This window comes from Hymenobacter jeollabukensis (assembly GCF_005771675.1).
GTDB classification, from domain to species: Bacteria; Bacteroidota; Bacteroidia; order Cytophagales; family Hymenobacteraceae; genus Solirubrum; species Solirubrum jeollabukense.
This window is the reverse complement of record NZ_VAJM01000004.1, coordinates 75,116-95,523: the sequence shown is the minus strand read 5'-3', so window position 1 is coordinate 95,523 and position 20,408 is coordinate 75,116. Positions and strand designations below refer to the sequence as shown.

The following is a 20,408-nucleotide window of genomic DNA, read 5'->3' as shown; positions in this document are numbered from 1 at the left end:
GGAATTTAGCGGTAGCCTTGGTTCTGCTTGAACTCGTCTTTGTTGAGAATGGCGTCCAGCTGGCGCTGCGGAATGGGCCGCACCACGTGGTAATCTTGGATATTGGGCCCGGCCTCGGGGTTGTAGGTGCGCACCCGGTCGAGGAGCTTGCCCACGCGCTTGAGGTCGAACCAGCGGTGCTGCTCGCCGGCCAGCTCCCGGGCCCGCTCGTCGAGGATGAAGTCCAGGGTCACGTCGGCGGCGGTTATTTCCATCTGGGTTTCCTTGCCCGGAATGGCCGCCCGGCGCCGCACCGCGTTGATGAGCGGCACGGCCGCGCTGGCGTTGCCCAGCCGCAGTTGGGCCTCGGCGTTCAGCAGGTACACATCGGCGAGGCGAATCAAATACGCGTCGCGGGCACTCTGCTCTTCGGCCACGGTGGGGCGGGTCGGGTCGTCAAACTTACGCAGGCAGACGTAGTGCAGCCGGTCGCCGCTGACGGTGCCGTTGGCGCGGTACACCTTGCCCAGGTCCCAGGTGCGGTACTTCTTGGTGGCTTCCACCGCGTCGGGAATTTCGCGCTTGGTGGCAAACACGGCCGTGTCGCCCACGGCCAGGCGGCCGGCCACGGCGGTGTTGGCAAACCACGCGGTCTTGAACGTGGCGAGGTAGCGCGCGTCCTTGCTCTCGTCGAAGAGGTTGAGCAGGAACAGCGAGGGCATGTAGCGGTTGAAGGGGCGGCCGTTGGCAATGTCGCGGGTCATGCCGGGCTGGTCGTCGTACTTCATCATCCAGAGCAGGTGGCCGTTGTTGCCGCCGCGCGGGTGCCCGTCGGGGTACAGCGTGGCGTCGACGCGGTCGTTCAGGCTCAGGTCCTTGGAATAATTGACGGCCCAGATGATTTCCTTGTTTTCCAGGTTGCTCATCGACCACAGATCCGCGAAGCGCGGCTGCAGCTGAAAGCCGTAGCTGCTGATGACGCGCTGGCAGAGCGTGGCCGCCTGCTGGTAGTTGCCGCGGGTCAGGTGAATCTTGGCCAGAAAGGCCTCGGCGGCGGGCTTGGTTGCGCGGCCGTAGTCGGTGGTGGTATTGGGCAGGTTGGCCACCGCGTAGTCGAGGTCGGCAATGATCTGCTGGTAGAAAGCGGCCTCGGGCGTGCGGTTGGCCGTGGTCTGCACCGTTTTGGTGGCTTCGGTGGTGAAGTGCACCCCGCCCCAGGTTTCCACGATGTGCCAGTAGTAGAAGGCTCGCAGCATGCGCAGCTCGGCGCCGCGCACCTTCTTCTGCGCGTCCGACAGGCCCGACTTATCGAGGTATTCCAGGCCGGTGTTGCACACGTTCACGGCGGCGTAGAGCTTGCCCCAGAGCACCTCCAGTGCCCGCGACGAGGACTGCAGGCTGGTGGTGTACTCGGTCAGCTCGGGGTTCACGTCGCCGGCGCCGCGCAGCCAGAGGTCGGTGCCCAGTTCCGAGGCGCTGAAGCCGTCTTCCTTGCCGTACCACCAGCGGTTGTACGAGTAGGCGGCGTTGACGAGGGTTTCGAAGCCGGCGGGCGTGGTGTACACGCCCTCGGCGGTGAGGCCCGAGGGGTTGAATTCTTCCAGCTGGTTGTCGCAGCTGGTGGCGGTGCCGAGCAGGGCCAGCAGCGTGCCCGTCCCCAGCAGCAGTTTGGTAGTCGTGCGTTTCATGACTTAAGTGGCTTGGGGAAAGGTTAGAAGCTGAGGTTGAGGCCTACCGTGACGACGCGCGGAATCGGATTCGACAGCGGCGCGAGGCCCACGCGGGCCCCAGCGGGTGCCGTGGTCGAGGTGGTGGCGCCCGAATCAGGATTGGAGGCCGCGGCGGCGGCGGCGCGCTCCGGGTCGTAGTCCTTGATTTTGCTGATAACCCAGAGGTTTTTGCCCTGCACGTAGAGGCGGGCCGTGCCGATGCCGATTTTGCCCAGCCAGGTGGTGGGCAGGTTGTAGCCCAGCGTGGCAGCGCGCAGCTTCACGTAGGAGCCGTTGCGGTAGGCCAGGGTGCTGAAGTACTGCATGCTGCTCTTCGACACCGAGGCGTCGGGGCGCGGGTAGGCGTTGGTGGGGTTTTCGGGCGTCCAGTAGTCCTGCCGCGAGCTGTTTTCGATGCCCTGCGGGTCGAAAATCTGGTCGTACTCGTAGTTGATAGTCTGGCCGATGCGGGCAAACCACTGGAACGAGAGGTCGAAGCCCGCGTAGCTCAGGTCGCTGCTCAGGCTGCCGTTCCACTTGGGCAAGGCCGAGCCGATGATGACGCGGTCATCGGTGGCCGAAATCTTCCCGTCGCCGTTCTGGTCCTTCACCTTGATCTGCCCCGGCTTCTGCCCGTACTTCAGCGCCTCGTCGGCCTCCGAGGTCTGCCAGATGCCGATTTTCTCGTAGTCGTAGAACACCCGCGTGGGCGAGCCGATAAACCAGCCGTTGTTGATGTCGTTGGCGCCGGTGCTCAGGGCCAGAATTTCCTCCTGGTTCTTAAACCAGCTTACGCCCACGTTCCAGCGCAGCTTGCCGTTGTCGATGATGCTCCCGTTCACGCCCACTTCGATGCCGCGGTTGCGCGTCTCGCCCACGTTGCGGGTGCTGAAGCTCTGGCCCGAGGTCATCGGCAGGAAGGCGTCGATGAGCAGCTTCTCGGCGTGGGTGTTGTACACGTCGATGCTGCCGGTGAGGCGGTTGCGGATCAGCCCGAAATCCAGGCCCACGTTGGCCGTGCGCGAGGTTTCCCACTGCAGGTTGGTGTTGCCCAGGCGGGCGCCCAGGTAGTAGCCCGGGGCCGAGGTTTCGCCGTAGCTGAAGGGCACCTTGCTCAAGGGCGTCTGCGAGGAGTAAGCGGCAATGTCGTAGTTGCCGGCCAGGCCGTAGGAGGCGCGCAGCTTCAGGTCGCTGAGCACCGGGAGGCCCTTCACGAAGTTTTCGTCGATGAGGCGCCAGGCCACGGCGGCCGAAGGGAAGAAGGCCCAGGGGTTGCCGGGCAGCTTGGAGGAGCCGTCTTCGCGGCCGGTCAGGGTGAGCAGGTAGCGGCCCTTGTAGCCGTACTGCACGCGCCCGGTGAACGACACGAGGTTGCTGGCCACGTAGCCGCTGTTGATGACCACCTGCTGGTTGGCGTTGCCCAGAGCCGAGAAGCCCTGGTAGCTCAGCAGCTGATTCGCGCCCTGGGCCTTGGCCTGCTCGGTTTTGAATGTCAGCAGCGAGGTGACGCCCGTGGCCGTGAGGCTGTGGTCCCCGAAGGTCTTGGTGAAGTTCAGGATGTTTTCCCAGCTCCAGTTGGTGTCCATCTGGGTGCCGTAGGAGGCCAGCGGCACGCTGCCGTTGCGGTCCACGGTGTTGGAGCCAAAGTAGGTGCCCGTCCGCAGGCTGCCCAGGGTCAGGCCCACGTTGGAGCGCAAACTCAGCGCGGGCAGAATCTGGTAGCTGGCGTAACCCGTCAGGAAGGTGCGGATGGTGCGGGTGTTGTTCAGGTAGTTGTTGGCCAGCTCGTCGGCCAGGGGGTTGATGTCCTTGCCGTTGTTGGGAAACACGATGACCTCGCCGGTTTCGTCGCGGGCGGCGCCGAGCGGGTCAATCTTGTTGGCAATGTTGAGCGGGTCGCGGCGGTTGTTTTGGTTGTAGTAGGTGAGCTGGTTTTGCATGCCCACCTTGATTTTGTCGGTAATGGCCTGCTCCAGGTTGAAGCGCGTGGCGTAGCGCTTCAGGTTGTCCATCCGAAAGATGCCCTGCTCCTTGTAGTAGCTGGCCGAGAGGTAAAACTTGGTTTTGTCGCCGCCGCCGGCCAGCCCGATCTGGTGCTCCTGCTGGTTGCCCTTGCGCAGAAACTCGTCGGGCCAGCGCGTCCAGGTGCCGTTCTGGATGGCCGTCAGCTGCTGGGGCGTGAAGATCTTGGAGTCATCGGCTTCGCTGCTCCAGAGGCCGTTGGGGCGCAGCGCGTCGCGGCGGTTGGCCTCGCGCTTCTGGGCCACGTAGGCCGGCCCGTCGTTCACGTAGGGGTAGTACTGCACCTCCGTCTGGCCCACGTAGGTGTTGAACGAGACGGTGGTTTTGCCCGCCGCGCCCTTCTTCGTGGTCACGATAATCACGCCGTTGGCCCCGCGGGAGCCGTACACGGCCGTCGAGGCCGCGTCCTTGAGCACCTCCATCGACTGAATGTCGTTGGGGTTAATGTCCTGAATGGAGTTGTACTGAATGCCGTCGACGATGAACAGCGGGCCGTTGTTGGCCGTCAGCGAGCGGTTGCCGCGCACCGTCACGTTCACACCCGAGGAGGCCGAGCCGCTGCTGCGGGTGATGTCGACGCCGGGCAGGCGGCCCTGCAGGGACTCCATCACGTTGGCCGTCGGCACCTTCTTCAAATCCTCCTCCTTCACCGACACGATGGCCCCGGTCACGTCGCTGCGCTTCACGGCCCCGTAACCGATAACCACGACTTCGTCCAGGGCTTTCTGGTCGGTGCGCAGGCGCACGGTCACGTTGTCCGTGCCCGTGGCCGATACCGTTTCGGTGAGGTAGCCCACGTAGCTGAGCACCAGCTGCACGTCGCCGGCGGGAGCGGTGAGCTGGAATTCGCCCTGCCCGTTGGTGCTGGCGCCGATGCTGGTGCCTTTGACGATAACCGTCACGCCGGGCAGTCCTTCGCCGGAGGTGGCATCGAGCACCCGCCCGCTGATCGGCCGGGTTTGTTGGGCTTGGGCGAGCGTGGCCGAGGTGACGGCCAGCGCGGCACTCAGGAGTAAACCTTGTCGCATGTACTGGATGTATTAAGAGGTGGGAAAGAGGCTCTTCGCGGACGAGGTCGACCTGGGTGGGAGTCGGCTTCAGTGCGTTTAAGGTCAGCCCGGAAAGGGGCCATCGGACCGCGCCAAACGCGTTTTTTTTATGCAATCGTTATCGGGAACGTTCCCAGCGGCCCACTTTTCCGGACCGGCGGCGCCCCGGGTGAGTCCTCACTATTGGAAGCTGGCCGCGTAATAGGACTTCTACCGGAGGCATTGCGCCAAAACCGCGCGGCGGCCTTGTCCAGCCGGCTGCGGCTGGCCCGGATGAATATTACTTTTTCTGCAATCGTTGTCGGGAACGTTGTCAGAAGAATCCTGCGGGTAAGCCCGCCGCTACGCCATTTTTTTCTGCGTTCTTCGGGCCACCGCTGCCGTTTGGCGGTTATACAGCCGGCAACGCCCGGGCCGGGCCCGGCGTACGGCCGTGCGCCGTTGGTTGCCGGCATTTCCCCATTTTGCGGGCGGCTACGTTTCGCCCCCCATCCTTCATTCCATGGCTAAAATCGTTTCCCCCCAGGTTGAATTTGTCGAGCTGATCCGCCAGGTCAAGCAGGTTACCCCCGAAATCTTCGACCAGGACGGCAAGTACCTGAACCTGATGGAAGGCCGCTGGCAGGAGCCCGGCAAGCCCCAGGACTTCGTTTCGCCCATCGACGGCAGCACCCTGGGCGCGCTGCCCATGCTCGACCGCACCACCGCCCTGCGCGCCGTGCAGGCCGCTCACAAGGAAGCCGCCGACTGGGCCCGCGTGGACCTGGACGAGCGGAAGCGCCGCGTGCAGGACTGCCTCGACCAGCTGCGCGCCCACGTGGAGCTGGTGGGCAAGCTGCTGATGTGGGAAATCGGCAAAACCTACAAGCTGGGTTTCACCGACATCGACCGCTGCATCGACGGCGTGCAGTGGTACGTGGACAACATCGAGAGCATGCTCGGCAAGCGTGAGCCGCTGGGCGTGGTCAGCAACATCGCCTCCTGGAACTACCCCATGTCGGTGCTGATGCACGCGGTGCTGGTGCAGGTGCTCTGCGGCAACGCGGCCGTGGCCAAAACGCCCACCGACGGCGGCTTCATCTCGCTGAGCGTGACCTTCGCCCTAGCCCGCCGCGCCGGCCTGCCCGTGACGCTGGTGAGCGGCTCGGGCGGCGAGCTGAGCGACGTGCTGGTGAAAGACCAGGCCATCGACTGCCTCTCGTTCGTGGGCGGGCGCTACAACGGCCGCAACATCGCCGACGCGCTGGCCTCGGTGCACAAGCGCTACATGCTGGAAATGGAGGGCGTGAACACCTACGGCATCTGGAATTTCTCCGACTGGAACGCGCTCGGCGACCAGCTGAAGAAGGGCTACGACTACGGCAAGCAGCGCTGCACGGCCTACGTGCGCTTCGTGGTGCAGCGTTCAGCCTTCCCGCAGTTCCTCGAAACCTACTGGAACGCCATCCGCAGTCTGAAAGTGGGCAACCCAACCCTGGTCGACAACCCCGACGACAAGCTGGCCGACCTCGCCTTCGGCCCCGTCATCAACCGCCGCCAGGCCGAGGACCTCGACCGCCTCTACGCCGACGCGCTGAAGACCGGCGCCACGCCCATCTACGAGGGCAAGCTGGACGAGTCGCTGTTTTTGCCCGGCCAGGATATGTCGGCCTACCGTGCTCCGCGGGCCCTGGTGAACCTGCCGCGCCAGAGCGAGCTGTACTTCAAGGAGCCCTTCGGCCCCATCGACAGCATCGTGCTGGTCGACCGCGTGGAGGAGCTGGTGGGCGAAATGAACATCTCGAACGGCGCGCTGGTAGGCGCCTTGGCCTCCGACGACGAGAAGTGGGCCCAGCGCACGGCCAAGGAAGTGCGCGCCTTCAAAATGGGCATCAACAAGCTCCGCTCGCGCGGCGACCGGGAGGAAGTGTTCGGCGGCCTGGGCGAGTCGTGGAAGGGCGCCTTCGTGGGCGGCAAGCTGCTGGTGGAAGCCGTGACCCAGGGCCCCGCCTCGGAGCCGGTGCTCGGCAACTACGAGGAGGCGACGCTGCTGCCAGAGAAGATTTAGAAGTAAGCTCTCGTTGCTCCGAATTTCGGTCCGGCCAAGGTATCTTGGCCGGACCGATTTGTTTTAATCCATGCACTACGAGCTACCCGAACATCTGATTCCGGCGTTTCAGCAGCATTTTGAAGCGGGCACCGCACTAGCCCAATCAGTTATTATTTTGGAAGATGGCTCCGGCCGGCCGCAGCCTAAGCCGGGCTTTTGGGCTCGTCGCAAGGCGCGTAAGGCGTTGCAGCACCTTCAACAGTGCCTGGCCCTGCTACCCGACCATTGGCCCACGCTGTGGAGCATCGGCAAGGTGTACCAAGCCCTGCGGGAACAGCAAGAAGCCTTGAAGCACTTTGCCCAGGCGGCACGCATTTATCCCGGGCAAGCGGATGTGCTGCGCGAAGCATCCATTGCAGCAGTCGATGCCGGGGCGCCTGCCGAAGCCGTGAAATACTCCGCTATGGCTCTGCGGGCAAGGCCCGACGACGCCGGCCTATACTGTAACCACAGCATCAACCTGCTGCTGAACGAGAACGACGACGCGGCTGTAGCGGCTATCAGCGAAGCCATCCGCTTGGCCCCGAATGACCCCATCAACTTAAATGCGCAACGGCTCATTCAGGCGGTGGTAGCGGGTACTCGGCGGCGCCCGACCTGGCAGGACCTAGCGTCTAACTGAACACTGATAGCGGCTCAACAACCACGGGGCACTTATATTTAGGACCATGCCCCAACTCTCTGACCGCGGCCTGGCGCTGCCCTTCTCGCCTTATCGAAAGCTCACGCCCTACGCCGACGCGGCCAAAGCCCGCGGCGTGCACGTGCTGCACCTCAACATCGGCCAGCCCGACATCGAGACGCCGCCGACCATGCTGGCGGCCGTGCAGCAGGCCCAGATTCGGGTGCTGGAGTACAGCCCCACGGCCGGCTACCCCAGCTACCGCCACAAGCTGGCCGGCTACTACCAGCGCATCGGCATGCCGGTGGTGGCCGATGACATCCTGGTGACGACCGGCGGCTCCGAGGCCCTGCTGTTTGCCTTCATGTGCTGCTTCAATCCCGGCGACGAAGTCATCATTCCCGAGCCGTTCTACGGCCCCTACCTAGGCTTTGCCGAGGCTACCGGCGTGCGCGTGGTGCCCGTGCCCTCCTACCTCGACGAAGGCTTCCGGCTGCCGCCCATCGAGGAGCTGGCAGCCCGCGTAACCGAGCGCACCCGGGCCATTCTGATCTGCAACCCCAACAACCCCACCGGCTACGTGTACCGCCGCGACGAGCTGGCGCAGCTGCTGCAGCTCTGCCAGCAGCACGACCTGTACCTGCTCTCCGACGAGGCCTACCGGGAGTTTTGCTACGACGCCGAGTTTGTCAGTCCGCTGCAGCTGCCCGGCGCGGCCGAGCACGTGGTGGTGCTCGACACCATCTCGAAGCGCTACAGCGCCTGCGGAGCCCGCATCGGGGCTTTCGTGACCAAGAACAAGGCGCTGTACCAGGCCGCCTTCAAGTTCGCCCAGCTGCGGGTGAGCCCGCCCGGCCTGGGGCAGCTGTTTGCCGAAGCCGCCGCCGAGCTGCCACCCAGCTACTTCGACCACACCCGGGCCGAGTACCGCGCCCGCCGCGACCTGGTGCTGCAGCGCCTGCGCGCCATGCCCGGCGTGGAGTGCCCTACCCCCAGCGGCGCCTTCTACATCATGGCCCGCCTGCCCGTCGACAGCGCCGAGCGGTTTGCGCAGTGGCTGCTGGAGGAATTCAGCTACCAGGGCCGCACCACCATGATTTCGCCCGCGGCGGGCTTTTACGCCACACCCGGCGCCGGCCACAACGAGGTGCGCCTGGCCTACGTCATCAACCAGCCGGCCATCAACGCGGCCATGGACTGCCTAGCCGCCGGACTGCGCGCCTACCCCGGCCGCGTGCCCCAGCCCACCGAAGCTGAAGTGGAGACTTCGCAGTCGGCGTAAACTGGCAGGAATCCTTGGCTACCGAAAATGGCCGTCATGTCGAGCTTGTCGAGACATCTCGCGTGCTGACGCCAAGTAGTAAATCAGTTGTTCAACGAAAAGATTAGTACCCGAGCGAGATGTCTCGGCTGCGCTCGACATGACCGGCTAAGCTGCGCTGGAGCTGAACTTGGTTGCGGAAACAGCCCTCTCGCCTATCTTGCACGCTTCCGTCTTTACTACGCTCCTGATTCATGGCTCATCCTGAAGCTACGCCAACCGCCGCCGCCGACGCCCCGGCCACCAAGAAATACTCCGGCGCCCTGCGCATCTGGCACTGGGGCAACGCCGCCGTCATTGCGGGCCTGCTGAGCACCATTCTGTTCCTGAAGGTCATCATCAACATGCGCGGGCTGCTGCCCAAGGTGCAGGAGCGCCTGCACGAGCAGGGCGTGGAGGCCAGCAAAGAGCAGCTGCGCGGCATTGGCGGCCTGGTCAGCCACCGCATCTGGGACTGGCACATCTACCTGGGCGTGACGCTGGCCGTGCTGCTGGGCTGGCGTCTGGTGGCCGAGCTGGCCGCGCCCACGCTGCAGCGCTTCGCGCACCGCCTGCGCCGCTCCAAGGAGCACCAGCAGGACGCGCCGGCCGAGTCGTTCCGGCTGCGGCACTCGGTGCTGGTGAAGTACTCGTACCTGCTGTTCTACCTGATGCTGACGGTGATGGTGGTGACCGGCCTCATCCTGGTGTATGCCGACGACGTGGAAGCCCTGCACAAAATCGAGCATACGGTGAAGGAAATCCACAACGTGAACATGTACCTCATCATCGCCTTCATCGTGGCGCACTTAGGCGGGGTGGTGTGGGCCGAGCTGAACAAGGACAAAAACATCACCTCCGACATGATTCACGGCGGCGAAATCCGCAAGTAGAACTGCCCAAGCCCGCTTACCGGCCCGGTGGCCGCGAAACCCGACGTTTCGCCGCCGCCGGGCCGGTTGCTTTTATGTGGCCGTGGCACGGTTTTGCGTTGAGGGCTTCGCGGCCGGCGTCGTATTTTCGGCATCGGCCCGCCCTTTTCCCCACGGTTATCCACATGCTTGCACTACGTCGGCTTCGCCCGCTTTCTTTTTTGGGCCTGCTGGCCCTGACGGCCGCCAGCCACCCGCCCCGGCAGGCGCCCCTGCCCCACCGCCTCACCCTGCGCCTGAACGGCACGGCCGTACCCGTCGACACGGCGTATTCGCGCATCGAGGTGTCGCCCGGCGCGGGCAAGGTGCTTACCCTAAACCTGATCCGCCGCGACGCCCCCGACGACCCGGGCCTGACCATCCTGGTCGACGAGTTCAAGCCCATGCCGGCGGTGTACCGCTTCAAGGAAATCCTGAGCGCCCACGTGACGGAAGCTACTTACCGGGTGGGCAACGACGTGGCCGAGTCGCAGGCCTGCGGGGTGAACCAGGGCGAGGTGCGCGTGACGGCCGTGGATACCAAGCGGCAGATTCTGACGGGCACGTTCCGAGCCGTGGCCTGCTCCACCAGCGCGCCGAAAACGGCCAAGAAACTAGTCTTTGAGGGCTCGTTCCGCTGTGCGTACGAGGTGCGGTAAGCTCACCCCAACCCGTCATCCTGAGCCTTAGCGAAGGACCTTCCTCGAACCTCGCACCGCCGCTATAGTCCAAGCGCCAACCCTCTGCTGCTACAGCAAAAAAGAAGCGCAGCCCCCAAGTCGGGGCTGCGCTTCGGCATTATTATGGTTGCTGAAAAGCCGTCTGCTCGTTGTTGGCAGCGGCAGTGCGCGGTTCGAGGAAGGTCCTTCGCTAAGGCCCAGGATGACGACCTTGTTTCATCCGCACATTTGCTCATCCAACACCTACAGCGTGGCCAGGTCGATGACGAAACGGTACTTCACGTCGCTGCGCAGCATCCGCTCGTAGGCCTCGTTGATGGAGCTCATCGGAATGACTTCCACGTCGGACACGATGCCGTGCTCGGCGCAGAAATCGAGCATTTCCTGGGTTTCGGCAATGCCGCCGATGTGCGAGCCGGCCAGGCTGCGGCGCTGCCCCACCAGCGGGAAGATGCCGACCTGCGGGGGCGTGGGCGGCAGGCCCACCATCACCATCGTGCCGTCGAGGCGCAGCAGCGTGAGGTAGGGGTTCAGGTCGATGTTGGAGCCGACGGTGTTGATGATCAGGTCGAAGTAGTTGCGCTCCTGCTTGAGCGCGGCGGCGTCGCGGGTTACCACGAAGCGGTGGGCGCCCAGGGCGCGGGCATCGGCTTCCTTGGCGGGCGAGGTGCTGAGCACGGTGACTTCGGCACCCATGGCGGCCCCCAGCTTCACGGCCATGTGGCCCAGGCCGCCCAGGCCCACCACGCCCACGCGCTTGCCGGGACCGGCGCCCCAGTGCTTCAGCGGCGAATAGGTGGTGATGCCGGCGCAGAGCAGCGGGGCCACGCCCGCCAGCGGCAGCCGGTCGGACACGCGCAGCACGTAGTTTTCGTCCACCACGATTTGCTGAGAGTAGCCGCCGTGGGTGCGCGTGGTGCGGTCCTGCAGGGTGCTGTTGTAGGTGAAGCTGATGTGCGTTTCGCAGTACTGCTCCAGGCCGTCCTGGCAGTTGTGGCAGGTGCGGCAGGTGTCCACCATGCAGCCCACGCCCACCAGGTCGCCGGTCTGGAACTTGCGCACCTCGGCGCCCACTTCGGTCACGCGGCCCACGATTTCGTGGCCGGGCACCATGGGAAAGGTCGAGCCGCCCCATTCGTCGCGGGCCTGGTGCACGTCGCTGTGGCACACGCCGCAGTACAGGATTTCGATTTGCACGTCGTGCGGGCCCACGGCGCGGCGCTCCAGGCGGAACGGGGCCAGCGGGGTAGTCGGTGATTGGGCGGCGTAGGCTTTGGTCTCGGTCATATTGGGAGGTTACGTCAGGAATGACAACTATCAACGGCGCGGGTGGCTAGCGCGCCGGTGGATGGTGGTACCTTTGCCGGGAAGGTTTTGTTGGTATGCCGATGCTGTTTTCCCTGTTTTCTACTTCTCTGGGCCGCCTGCGGGTGGTCGGGTTTCTCGAAGGCCTCTCGTTTCTGGTGCTGCTGGGCGTGGCCATGCCGCTGAAATACATCTTCGGACAGCCCGCGGCCGTGCGCCACGTAGGCATGGCGCACGGGGCGCTGTTCGTGCTTTACGTGCTGCTGGTTATCGGTGCGGCCCTGGAATACGGCTGGTCCATGCGCAAGGCGCTGCTGGCCTTTGCGGCTTCGGTGGTACCGCTGGGCACGTTCTGGGCCGATAAGCGGCTGTTTCGGGAGTAAACGAGGGTATAAAGCCAGCCCGCAGGATGCTACGGCTCCGCCCGGCCTGACGAGCCTGGGTAGCAGTATGACGGCCTACTTATCCGCTCCCTTGCGCAGCGCTTCGTCCACCAACAGCCGCATCCGCTTCATCGACTCGCGGGCGAACTTGCGCTGCAGGCTCCGGCCGAACAGCTTGAAGCCGATGCGATAGAATATGTTGCGGATACGGTCGGGCTGGGAATAGGCTTTCACCTGAAAGCGCACCTGGCCGGTCTTCAGGTTTTTGTGGATGGTGAAGGTAATCTGGCCCTTCTCGAAGTGCCCTTCGAGGGTGCGGTAGTTGTAGCCCCACACCTGCTCGGGGCCGTCGGGCGCGTCCTGCTGCTCGTCGGTGACGCCCCCGACGCGCACGCCGAACCAGAACTTGAAGAACAGGAACTGCGCCCGTAACAGCATCACGCGCTCGGCCAGGGGCTGATCGGGCACGAAAATGCCGGTGATGAGGTCGGGCGGCGGAAAGGAGTAGTTCAGCAGCACCTGCTTGGCCGCCTCAAACGAGCCGCCGGGCACAGGCGGGCCGGGCGCTTCGGCGGGCAGCTCGGTGTGGTAGTCGTCGAGGCGCCAGCCGGTTTCGGCGGTGTACTCGTGCACGCGGTCCAGGTCGTAGTTGACCTTGGCCTCGCGGTACGACTCCAGCTGGGCCTTGTACTGCTCCCAAAGCGGCGGCGCGGTGGCGGCGGGGGCGGTAGCGGTATTAGCTGCGCTCATGGTGTTCGTGTTCTTTGCCCGATTCGTCTTCCTCGGTGGTATCCACCTGCACGGCGTCCAGCGGCTGGCCGCCGCTGGCCTCGGCCACGCGCTGGCAGAAGGTCACCCAGGTTTGCTCCTGCACGCGCTTGCCCACGCCCAGGGTGGTGTAAGCGAAGGCCACCAGCCCGTCGCGGGAGCGGGCCCGGGAGCGGATTTCAAAGCGCAGCGCCGCGGCCTGCCCGGGCAGCTGGCGCACCGAAAACCGGATGGTGCCCGCTTCGGGGTGGCCTTCCAGGGTGCACAGCTCGAACTCCTGCCGCCCTACCTTGGTCACGCGCACCGAGCCGTTCCAGGGCCCCAGGATTTTGATGTGGTACTCGTCGTCGACCTGCAGCTTATGCGCTTCGCCGCGCTTTTTCTCGAAGTCGGCCAGCAGGTCGGGCGAAAATTCTTCGGGGTGCGCCTGAATCCGGCTCATCAGCTCGGTGGCCGAGAGCTTCGGATGCGCAATATCGATGTAGTAGCGCCGCACGGTGAAGGGCCCGGCCCCGGTATCGGCGTCTTGCACTGGTTTAGACATAGGGTAGCGCGCCGACGGGTTGAGGCAGCCGGTGCTACCGCAGCAAACGGCCCGGCGGCGCCTGGGGTTGGTTTACCGACGCAGCGGCTCCCCGGCGCCTCTCGGACCGGTCCGCGCTGAATCGTCAGCTCAGGTGCTGCCGGCACCAGTCCACGGTCAGATGGGCGACTTCGTCGAGGGTGCCGGGCTCTTCGAAAAGGTGGCTGGCGCCGGGCACCACGTGCAGCTGCTTGGGGCCGGGCAAATCGGCCAGGGCCCGCTCGTTGGCCCCGAGCACCGGCCAGTCCTGCCCGCCCACGATGAGCAAAGTGGACGCCTGCACCCGGCCCAGGGCGGGCAGGGCGAGGTCGGGGCGGCCCCCGCGCGAAATCACGGCCCCGACGCGGTGGCCCAGCTCGGCGGCGGCGTTGAAGGCGGCGGCGGCGCCGGTGCTGGCCCCGAAAAAGCCCAGGCGCAAATCGTGCAGGCGCTGCTCGCGGCGCAGCCAGCTGGCCGCCCCCAGCAGCCGGCGCGTGAGCAGGTCGATGTCGAAGCGGGCCTCGAAGGCGCGGTCTTCCTCCTCCGTCAGCAGATCGAACAGCAGGGTACCGAAACCGGCCTGCTGCAACACCTTGGCCACATGGGCATTGCGCGGGCTGATGCGCGAGCTACCGCTGCCGTGCGAAAACACCACGATGCCAGCGGCGCGGGGCGGCACGACCAAGTCGCCGAGCAGGGTGGCGTGGGGAAGCTCCAGCCGAACGGGCCGGGGAGCAAGGGAGGGGAGCATAACGGGATGCGGAGGAACAGAGGCGCGGCTGTGAACCTACGTAAATGCGGGCATTGGCGTTGGCTGCGGACAAAGTAGGCCGGCGCGGGTAAGCGTTGCATGAAGGCGGCCGGCAGGAGCAGCGGCGCCCGCCGCAACGCTTGGCGCGAACTTGCGTCCTTTGCGTCTTTCCATTTTTTGGCTTGATTCGTTGATGTATCGTTTCCTTCCCTGCCGCCTGCTCGGCATGTTGTGCAGCGCCGCCCTCGGCAGCACGCTGCTGGCCGCCCCCGCCGCGGCCCAAACCGCTCCCGCCCGCCCCGCCGCCACCCGCTTCGTTGCCGACAGCCTCGACCAGTACGTGCAGCGCGGCATGAAGCTGTGGCAGATTCCGGGCCTGGCGGTGGTGGTGGTGAAAGACGGGCAGGTGGTCGTGAGCAAGGGCTACGGGGTGCGCGACGTGAGCCGCCCGCAGGAGCGCGTCGACGCCAACACGCTGTTCTACATTGCCTCGAACACCAAGCTGTTCACGGGCACGGCCCTGGCCCAGCTGGAGCAGGAAAAGAAATTATCCCTCAACGACCCGGCCACCAAATATCTGCCCGATTTCCGGCTCTACGACCCCGTCAGCACCCAGCTGGTGACCGTGCGCGACCTGCTGGGCCACCACCTGGGCACCAAGACCTTCCAGGGCGACTTCACCTTCTGGTCGTCGACGCTCACGCGGGAGGAAATCCTGCAGCGGGTGCGCCTGCTCAAGCCGGTGTACCCCTTCCGCCAGGATTACGGCTACTGCAACGCCGGCTTCCTCGCGGCCGGGCAGGTCATTCCGGCCGTGACGGGCGGCACCTCCTGGGAAGCCTACGTGGAGCAGACCCTGCTCAAGCCCCTGGGCATGACGAACACCAGCATGCTCACGACCGGCGTGGCCCAGCGCCCCAACCTGGCCCGGCCCTACACCACCGCCACCGGCCCGCTCACCCTGCTGCCCTACGACCAGCTCGACAACTTCGGGCCCGCCGCCAGCATGGTATCCTCCGTGAATGACCTGGGCAAGTGGCTGCAGTTTCAGCTCGACAGCGGCAAGGTGCAGGGCCAGCGGGTGCTACCCTGGGCCACCCTGCGCCGCACCCGCGACGTGAACACGGCCCTGTCCGCGCGCAAGTCGGCCCTGATTCCGGAGCACTTCCGCACCTACGGCCTGGGCGTGTTTGCCGATGACTACAACGGCCGGCAGGTGTTCTGGCACACCGGCGGCGCCGATGGCTTCGTCAGCAACACTTGCTTCGTGCCCGAGGAGGGCCTGGGCATTGCCGTGCTCACCAATCAGGACAACCAGAGCTTCTTCGAGGCCCTGCGCTACCAGCTGCTCGACGCCTACCTGGGCATGCCCTACCAGGACCGCAGCCGGCAGCTGTGGAACCGCGCGGCCCCCGGCAACGCCGAAGCCCTGGCCGACATCAAAAAGCTGGACGCCCGCGTGGCCAAAAAGAACAAGCCCGAGCTGCCGCTCAAGGCCTACGCCGGCCAGTACACCCACCCGCTCTACGGCCCCATTACCATCGAGGCGCAGGGCAAGCAGCTCGTGGTGCATTTCAGCCACCACCCCAATATGACGGCCACGCTCAGCTATATGGACGGGCAGCAGTTCCGCACGGCCTATTCCACCACCGCCTACGGCATCTTCCCGGCCACCTTCACGGTGGAAAGCGGGCAGGTAAAATCGGTGGAGCTGCGCGTGTCTGATGGCATCGAGCAGGACCCATACGTGTTCGTGCGGGGCTGATTATTCCGGTTGAATTTGGGATAAAGACCCGGGCCGGCTGCTGCATAAGTAGCCGGCCCGTGCTATGTTGTGCCGGTTGCTTACCCCAGCTTATTCCAGCAATGGCAATTCCTGCTTCGATTCTGGCCCAACTGCACTACGGCCGCACTGCTAATGGCGCAGTCGGCTGCCGGGTATTACCGACGGGCGACAATCCGGACAATCAGGCGTGGCTGAAGGTAATAGCACGCAAGGCCGTTGATGCCCGAGTGAATCCGCCGCACGAAACCGTGTGGGGTTACGAAGTAGAGTACCTGGAGCTGCGGGCCGATTATGACGAAGACCAGCACGGCTTTGATTATGACCTGTTCTACGTTCGGCGCGAAATCTATTACAACCTCAAGGACGAAGCGGCCCTAATTCACGTGGTCCGCCGCTGGCTCTCCGATTTGCAGCAGCTCCGTCCACTGGCAAACACCGATTACCCAGCTTAGGCTACGGAGCTGGTATCATCCGGCCGAGAATAACCGCGCCATTTGCTCGCTGCGTATAGCGGGGCATCCCTCCCACCTGCCCCGCCCGATGGCCTACTACCGCCCCTACCACCCGCCTGCCGACCCGGCCCTCGTCCGCACCCTCACCGATCAGCAGAACGCTATGCGCCAGCAGCAGCGCCTGGAGCCGCTGGCCGCGCCGCCCAGGCTCATTGCCGGCCTCGATTCCTCGTTTCCCACCGAAGACACGATTCTGTCCGTCATCGTGGTGCTCACGTTTCCGGAGCTGCAGCTGGTGGAAAAGGTGTACAACTACGGCCCCGTCGATATGCCCTACGTGCCGGGCTTCCTCTCCTTCCGCGAGGCGCCCAACCTGCTGCTAGCTTACGAGAAGCTGCAGCACCGGCCCGACGTGCTGATGGTGGACGGCCACGGCTACGCCCACCCGCGCCGCATGGGCATTGCGGCCCACATCGGCATACTGCTCGACATGCCCAGCCTGGGCGTGGCCAAGCAGGTGCTCACCGGCCAGCACCCCGAGCCCGCCGCCCCGGCCGGCAGCCGCACCCCGCTCACCGACAAGAAAACCGGCGAGCTGATCGGGGAAGTGCTGCGCACCAAGGACCGCGTGAAGCCGGTGTTCGTCAGCCCCGGCCACCGGCTGGATCAGGCCACGGCCACCGAGCTGGCCTGGCGCTGCACCCGCGGCTACAAGCTGCCCGAGCCCACCCGCCTGGCCGACCACTGGGCCGAGCAGTTCAAGAAAGAAATCCGATGAAGCGCCGCGCTGCTTTCTGGCTCTTGCTGCCGCTACTCGGCGCCTGCCACGCCCGCGACCAGGCCAACCGGTCGCCGGCTGACCTGGATGCGCCGCGCGAAGTCATCAAGGAAAAGCCGCTGCCCGCCGCCCGGGCCATGCAGGCCGATACCAGCGTGACCGGGGCCTTTCTGCGCTGGGCCGACGCCGTGCGCCGCGCCGACACGGCTGCCGTCAACGGCTTCATCAGCCCCGCCCACGGCCTTTGGGTGCTAGAGCAGCCCGGCGCCCTGCCCCTGCTCACCCGCGTATCGGACGTGCGCCGGCTGCGCCGCAGCCAGCCCCAGCCCTCGTTCTTCACCCTGGCCGCCGAGCTGATGCCCTGCCTGCGCCCCACCGCCGTCGACGCGCTGCCCACGGCTACCTGCGACGGGCCGCCCGGCAACGAAGCCGGCTTCGCGCGCACCGGCTGCCTGCTCGGCCCCGCCCGCGCCGCAGCCCTGAGCAGCATCTGGGACCACGCCACCCTGCGCGGCGGCACGGCCGCGCAGGGCCGGGCCGCCGTGGCCGCCAGCCGCTACGCCGTGCTCCAGACCGATACCGGCTACCGCTTCTACTGGGCCCGCCTGGCCGGCAGGTGGCGGCTCGTGCTGCTGGATCTGCGCGTGCCGTGCAGCGCCTGAGCGGAACGGGGCCAAAGCGTAGAGGAAGCATCCCATCAGCACGTCATGCTCATCTGGCGTCCGCTTGTCGAAGCATCTCTACCGCTTCGTTGTTCGGCAAAAATGCTTCGCGGGGCTCAGCAGGACGTTCTGTAAAGCGTTAGCCCAGGTTTTCAGCTGCTGCCCCTATTGCCTGGCCCCGCCGCAGCACCGGCGAATCGGGCAGCGCCGCCTGCAAATCCGTCAACGAAGCCCCAGCCGCGGCGGGCAGCTGCAGCAGCGCGGCCACGGCGGCGTACACTGCCTGCGGCCCGGCGGCGGCGGCCAGCACGCCCCGGTCCAGCGGCTGTTGCTGCGACTTGCTGAGTTTGCGGCCGTCGGGGCCGGGCATCAGCGGGTGATGCAGAAAACGGATGCGCCGGGCATTGAAAGCGGCCGTTTCTGGCAGCAGGCCGGCCAGCCAAAGCTGGGCGGCCGTGCTCGGCAGCAGGTCCAGGCCGCGCACGATGAGCGTGGTGCCCAGGCGCAGGTCGTCGGCAATGTTGGCCAGCTGGTAGGCCACCACCGCGTCCTTCTTGCGCAGCACGAAATCGGGCATGGCGCGGTCCAGCGCTATTTCTACCGGGCCCTGCCAGGCGTCGTCGAAGCGCACGATGGTACCGGCCGGCACCACCGCCCGCCAGGCCGCGCCGGGCTGCTCGAGGGCAACGGGCACTTCCGCCTCCTGGGTGCGGCTGCGGGTGCTGGCGTGCAGCAGGCCGGGGCGCAGCCGCAGGCGGCGCAGCAGGCAGTTGTAGTCGGGCAGGTGCAGCAGCTGGGAGTGGTGGCGCAGAAAGTCGTCGGGGCCCGCGGGGCCGTGGTCGTAGTCGAGGCCCAGCCACTCGATGGTGCGGAAGATGCTCTCCAGGTACGGGCGGCGCAGACGGGTGCGGTCCAGGTCGTCGATGCGCAAGTGCAGCTGGCCGCCGCTGCGGCGCACCAGCAGCCAGGTCAGCACGAAGTTGACGGCGTTGCCTAGGTGCAGGTAGCCGCTGGGCGTGGGCGCCAGCCGCCCCACCAGCGGCGCGGGCGCTTCGGCAGGCTCGGCGGAGGACGAAAGCGGGTTCATGGGCCGAACTTAGCACCGGAGCCGGGTTTGCGCGGTTCACCCGGCCGTCATTGCGAGGACGAAGGACGAAGCAATCCTTCCTCTCGCGGCAGAAGCGGCACAACTGGCAGAAACACAAAATAGCTCCGCCCGAACCTATTGTTGCGTAGTTTCGGGCGGAGCTGTCTTTTGAATTGCAGGAATTATCTCGGCGGTGCTACTGGAGGAAAGATTGCTTCGGCTACGCCTCGCAATGACTGCCACTCGCGCCGTTGCTTGTGGTTCTGCTTACTCGTCCAGCGTGTTTTTCAGCTTGCCAAGCAGGCTGTACGCCCCGGTCGTTGCCACCAGGGTTTCGGCCTTGATGCGGGCGGGCAGTACCAGCGGCACCGCGCCGTTTTCCACGGCGCCGGCCCGGCGCACTTCCACCAGGCGGTAGCGGCCAGCGGCCAATTGCTCGAAGATGTAGCTCTTGCCTTCGTAGTCGACCACGGCCGCCTCGGGCAGCGTGGGGGCGGCGGCCTGAGCGGCCGAAGCCGCCGTTTCCACCGTGGCCCGCACGAACATACCCGGCAGCAGCGCCGGGTTGTCTTCCTCGTCGGGGTGGGCGTGCACGCTCACGGTGCGCGCCTCGGGGTCGACGGAGCGGCTGACCAGCGTGATGCGGCCCAGGTGCTCCTTGCCGGCCGAATCGGAGGCCAGGGTGAAGCGGATGCGCTGGCCCACCTGCAGGCGCGGCGCGTCTTTCTCGAACACCGTCAGCTCCACGTGCAGGTGGGTGGGGTCGACCAGCTCGGCCACCGGGTCGGTAGAGGTGACCGTCTGGCCGGTGGTGGCGCGCACGTGCCGCACGAAGCCGCTGATGGGCGCCCGCAGCTCGGCGGTGCTGCGCATCGGGCCGCTGGCCTGCACGGGCAGGCCGGCCAGGCGCAGGCGGGCCGCCAGGGCGTCGCGCTGGGCCTGCAGGCTGCGGTACTCGGCCTGGGCGCGCTGCAGGTTTTTGGCCGGGGCCACTTCCTCGCGCACCAGCTCGCGCTGGCGGTCCAGCTCGGCGCGGGCGTAGTCGAGCTGGCTGAGCACCTGCCGGTAGTCCTGCTGCACCTGGATGAACTCGGGGTTGCGCACCACGGCCACGGCCTCGCCGCGACTTACGTGCGCCCCCGGCAGCAGCGGCAGCCGCTCGATGTAGCCGCCCAGCGGGGCGCTGAGCACCACCAGGCTCTGCGGCGGCGCCTCCAGGGAGCCGTTGACGCGCAGGGCGCCGGCGGTGGCCTGGTAGCTCACGCGCCCGGTGCGCACGCCCGCCACGCGCAGCTCGTCGGGGCTTAGGCGTACTTCATCGGGGGCGGCGGCGGTGGGTTCGGCGGCGGCCGGGGCCTCGGCCGGCTGCGAGTGGCATGCGCCGAGCAGCAAGGGCAAGGCCAGCGGCAATACGTATTTGAAGGAGGAAATCATCGAAGCAGAAGTCAGCAACAACAGGAACCGGGCGAAGTGCCCGTATGAACAATAAAAAGCCGGGTCGGACGCCGCCAGC

Annotated in this window: 18 protein-coding genes; 10 read left to right on the top strand and 8 right to left on the bottom strand. The window is 66.0% G+C overall.

What is annotated here, in order from left to right:
• Nucleotides 1–5: 5 nt before the first annotated feature.
• Entirely contained in the window at nucleotides 6–1,667 is a 1,662-nt protein-coding gene (locus FDY95_RS10475) for a RagB/SusD family nutrient uptake outer membrane protein (protein WP_138077532.1), read from the bottom strand.
• A 23-nt stretch (nucleotides 1,668–1,690) separates the two neighbouring features.
• Nucleotides 1,691–4,738, bottom strand: a complete 3,048-nt coding sequence (locus FDY95_RS10470; RefSeq protein ID WP_138077530.1) for a SusC/RagA family TonB-linked outer membrane protein — start codon at nucleotides 4,736–4,738, stop codon at nucleotides 1,691–1,693.
• Nucleotides 4,739–5,261: 523 nt separating this feature from the next.
• Between FDY95_RS10470 and FDY95_RS10465 the strand changes: the two genes are divergently transcribed.
• The 5 genes from FDY95_RS10465 (at nucleotide 5,262) to FDY95_RS10445 (ending at nucleotide 10,340) form a co-directional block, all read left to right on the top strand.
• The gene (locus tag FDY95_RS10465) at nucleotides 5,262–6,806 is read left to right on the top strand and encodes an aldehyde dehydrogenase family protein (RefSeq protein WP_138077528.1); all 1,545 of its coding nucleotides are present in this window, start codon (nucleotides 5,262–5,264) and stop codon (nucleotides 6,804–6,806) included.
• Nucleotides 6,807–6,876: 70 nt separating this feature from the next.
• A complete protein-coding gene (locus tag FDY95_RS10460) occupies nucleotides 6,877–7,470 on the top strand; it encodes a tetratricopeptide repeat protein (RefSeq protein ID WP_138077526.1) in 594 nt (197 codons plus the stop codon).
• 46 nt (nucleotides 7,471–7,516) lie between these two features.
• Entirely contained in the window at nucleotides 7,517–8,752 is a 1,236-nt protein-coding gene (locus FDY95_RS10455; protein ID WP_138077524.1) for a pyridoxal phosphate-dependent aminotransferase, read from the top strand.
• Between the two features lie 233 nt (nucleotides 8,753–8,985).
• Nucleotides 8,986–9,663 (top strand): cytochrome b/b6 domain-containing protein, encoded by a 678-nt coding sequence (locus tag FDY95_RS10450; RefSeq protein ID WP_138077521.1) that lies wholly within the window; start codon nucleotides 8,986–8,988, stop codon nucleotides 9,661–9,663.
• A 164-nt stretch (nucleotides 9,664–9,827) separates the two neighbouring features.
• Entirely contained in the window at nucleotides 9,828–10,340 is a 513-nt protein-coding gene (locus tag FDY95_RS10445) for a hypothetical protein (protein WP_138077519.1), read from the top strand.
• A 264-nt stretch (nucleotides 10,341–10,604) separates the two neighbouring features.
• On the opposite strand, the gene FDY95_RS10440 is transcribed toward FDY95_RS10445, so the two are convergent.
• Complete coding sequence (locus FDY95_RS10440; protein ID WP_138077517.1) at nucleotides 10,605–11,648, bottom strand: NAD(P)-dependent alcohol dehydrogenase; 1,044 nt, start codon at nucleotides 11,646–11,648, stop codon at nucleotides 10,605–10,607.
• A gap of 101 nt (nucleotides 11,649–11,749) precedes the next feature.
• On the opposite strand from FDY95_RS10440, the gene FDY95_RS10435 reads away from it, so the two are divergent.
• Nucleotides 11,750–12,049: a DUF3817 domain-containing protein gene (locus FDY95_RS10435; protein ID WP_138077515.1), complete on the top strand. Its 300-nt coding sequence runs from the start codon at nucleotides 11,750–11,752 to the stop codon at nucleotides 12,047–12,049.
• 75 nt (nucleotides 12,050–12,124) lie between these two features.
• On the opposite strand, the gene FDY95_RS10430 is transcribed toward FDY95_RS10435, so the two are convergent.
• From FDY95_RS10430 to FDY95_RS10420, 3 genes are all read right to left on the bottom strand, one after another.
• Entirely contained in the window at nucleotides 12,125–12,799 is a 675-nt protein-coding gene (locus FDY95_RS10430) for a DUF1990 domain-containing protein (protein WP_138077513.1), read from the bottom strand.
• A complete protein-coding gene (locus FDY95_RS10425; protein WP_138077511.1) occupies nucleotides 12,786–13,361 on the bottom strand; it encodes a DUF1990 family protein in 576 nt (191 codons plus the stop codon). The genes FDY95_RS10430 and FDY95_RS10425 overlap by 14 nt, the downstream gene beginning before the upstream one ends.
• A gap of 124 nt (nucleotides 13,362–13,485) precedes the next feature.
• A complete protein-coding gene (locus FDY95_RS10420; protein WP_138077509.1) occupies nucleotides 13,486–14,130 on the bottom strand; it encodes a dienelactone hydrolase family protein in 645 nt (214 codons plus the stop codon).
• Nucleotides 14,131–14,323: 193 nt separating this feature from the next.
• Here FDY95_RS10420 and FDY95_RS10415 point away from each other — a divergent pair, with 193 nt between their 5' ends.
• The 4 genes from FDY95_RS10415 (at nucleotide 14,324) to FDY95_RS10400 (ending at nucleotide 17,808) form a co-directional block, all read left to right on the top strand.
• Nucleotides 14,324–15,895, top strand: a complete 1,572-nt coding sequence (locus FDY95_RS10415) for a serine hydrolase (RefSeq protein ID WP_246073987.1) — start codon at nucleotides 14,324–14,326, stop codon at nucleotides 15,893–15,895.
• Between the two features lie 101 nt (nucleotides 15,896–15,996).
• Nucleotides 15,997–16,368: a hypothetical protein gene (locus FDY95_RS10410; protein WP_138077507.1), complete on the top strand. Its 372-nt coding sequence runs from the start codon at nucleotides 15,997–15,999 to the stop codon at nucleotides 16,366–16,368.
• An 88-nt stretch (nucleotides 16,369–16,456) separates the two neighbouring features.
• Nucleotides 16,457–17,146, top strand: a complete 690-nt coding sequence (gene nfi, locus FDY95_RS10405) for a deoxyribonuclease V (protein ID WP_138077505.1) — start codon at nucleotides 16,457–16,459, stop codon at nucleotides 17,144–17,146.
• Nucleotides 17,147–17,169: 23 nt separating this feature from the next.
• The gene (locus tag FDY95_RS10400) at nucleotides 17,170–17,808 is read left to right on the top strand and encodes a hypothetical protein (RefSeq protein ID WP_171025632.1); all 639 of its coding nucleotides are present in this window, start codon (nucleotides 17,170–17,172) and stop codon (nucleotides 17,806–17,808) included.
• A gap of 139 nt (nucleotides 17,809–17,947) precedes the next feature.
• On the opposite strand, the gene FDY95_RS10395 is transcribed toward FDY95_RS10400, so the two are convergent.
• On the bottom strand, nucleotides 17,948–18,895 hold the full coding sequence (locus FDY95_RS10395; RefSeq protein ID WP_138077501.1) for a glutamate--tRNA ligase family protein: 948 nt from the start codon (nucleotides 18,893–18,895) through the stop codon (nucleotides 17,948–17,950).
• A 267-nt stretch (nucleotides 18,896–19,162) separates the two neighbouring features.
• Nucleotides 19,163–20,329 (bottom strand): efflux RND transporter periplasmic adaptor subunit, encoded by a 1,167-nt coding sequence (locus tag FDY95_RS10390; protein ID WP_171025631.1) that lies wholly within the window; start codon nucleotides 20,327–20,329, stop codon nucleotides 19,163–19,165.
• Nucleotides 20,330–20,408 lie beyond the last annotated feature (79 nt).

What these genes read in the sequence shown, in the direction of transcription:
- FDY95_RS10415 (WP_246073987.1), top strand. Translation starts at nt 14,324, where the DNA reads ATGTATCGTTTCCTTCCCTGCCGCCTGCTCGGCATGTTGTGCAGCGCC.
- FDY95_RS10430 (WP_138077513.1), bottom strand. Translation starts at nt 12,799, where the DNA reads ATGAGCGCAGCTAATACCGCTACCGCCCCCGCCGCCACCGCGCCGCCG.
- nfi (WP_138077505.1), top strand. Translation starts at nt 16,457, where the DNA reads ATGGCCTACTACCGCCCCTACCACCCGCCTGCCGACCCGGCCCTCGTC.
- FDY95_RS10420 (WP_138077509.1), bottom strand. Translation starts at nt 14,130, where the DNA reads ATGCTCCCCTCCCTTGCTCCCCGGCCCGTTCGGCTGGAGCTTCCCCAC.
- FDY95_RS10470 (WP_138077530.1), bottom strand. Translation starts at nt 4,738, where the DNA reads ATGCGACAAGGTTTACTCCTGAGTGCCGCGCTGGCCGTCACCTCGGCC.
- FDY95_RS10395 (WP_138077501.1), bottom strand. Translation starts at nt 18,895, where the DNA reads ATGAACCCGCTTTCGTCCTCCGCCGAGCCTGCCGAAGCGCCCGCGCCG.
- FDY95_RS10450 (WP_138077521.1), top strand. Translation starts at nt 8,986, where the DNA reads ATGGCTCATCCTGAAGCTACGCCAACCGCCGCCGCCGACGCCCCGGCC.
- FDY95_RS10390 (WP_171025631.1), bottom strand. Translation starts at nt 20,329, where the DNA reads ATGATTTCCTCCTTCAAATACGTATTGCCGCTGGCCTTGCCCTTGCTG.
- FDY95_RS10410 (WP_138077507.1), top strand. Translation starts at nt 15,997, where the DNA reads ATGGCAATTCCTGCTTCGATTCTGGCCCAACTGCACTACGGCCGCACT.
- FDY95_RS10425 (WP_138077511.1), bottom strand. Translation starts at nt 13,361, where the DNA reads ATGTCTAAACCAGTGCAAGACGCCGATACCGGGGCCGGGCCCTTCACC.
- FDY95_RS10465 (WP_138077528.1), top strand. Translation starts at nt 5,262, where the DNA reads ATGGCTAAAATCGTTTCCCCCCAGGTTGAATTTGTCGAGCTGATCCGC.
- FDY95_RS10440 (WP_138077517.1), bottom strand. Translation starts at nt 11,648, where the DNA reads ATGACCGAGACCAAAGCCTACGCCGCCCAATCACCGACTACCCCGCTG.
- FDY95_RS10445 (WP_138077519.1), top strand. Translation starts at nt 9,828, where the DNA reads ATGCTTGCACTACGTCGGCTTCGCCCGCTTTCTTTTTTGGGCCTGCTG.
- FDY95_RS10460 (WP_138077526.1), top strand. Translation starts at nt 6,877, where the DNA reads ATGCACTACGAGCTACCCGAACATCTGATTCCGGCGTTTCAGCAGCAT.
- FDY95_RS10435 (WP_138077515.1), top strand. Translation starts at nt 11,750, where the DNA reads ATGCTGTTTTCCCTGTTTTCTACTTCTCTGGGCCGCCTGCGGGTGGTC.
- FDY95_RS10475 (WP_138077532.1), bottom strand. Translation starts at nt 1,667, where the DNA reads ATGAAACGCACGACTACCAAACTGCTGCTGGGGACGGGCACGCTGCTG.
- FDY95_RS10455 (WP_138077524.1), top strand. Translation starts at nt 7,517, where the DNA reads ATGCCCCAACTCTCTGACCGCGGCCTGGCGCTGCCCTTCTCGCCTTAT.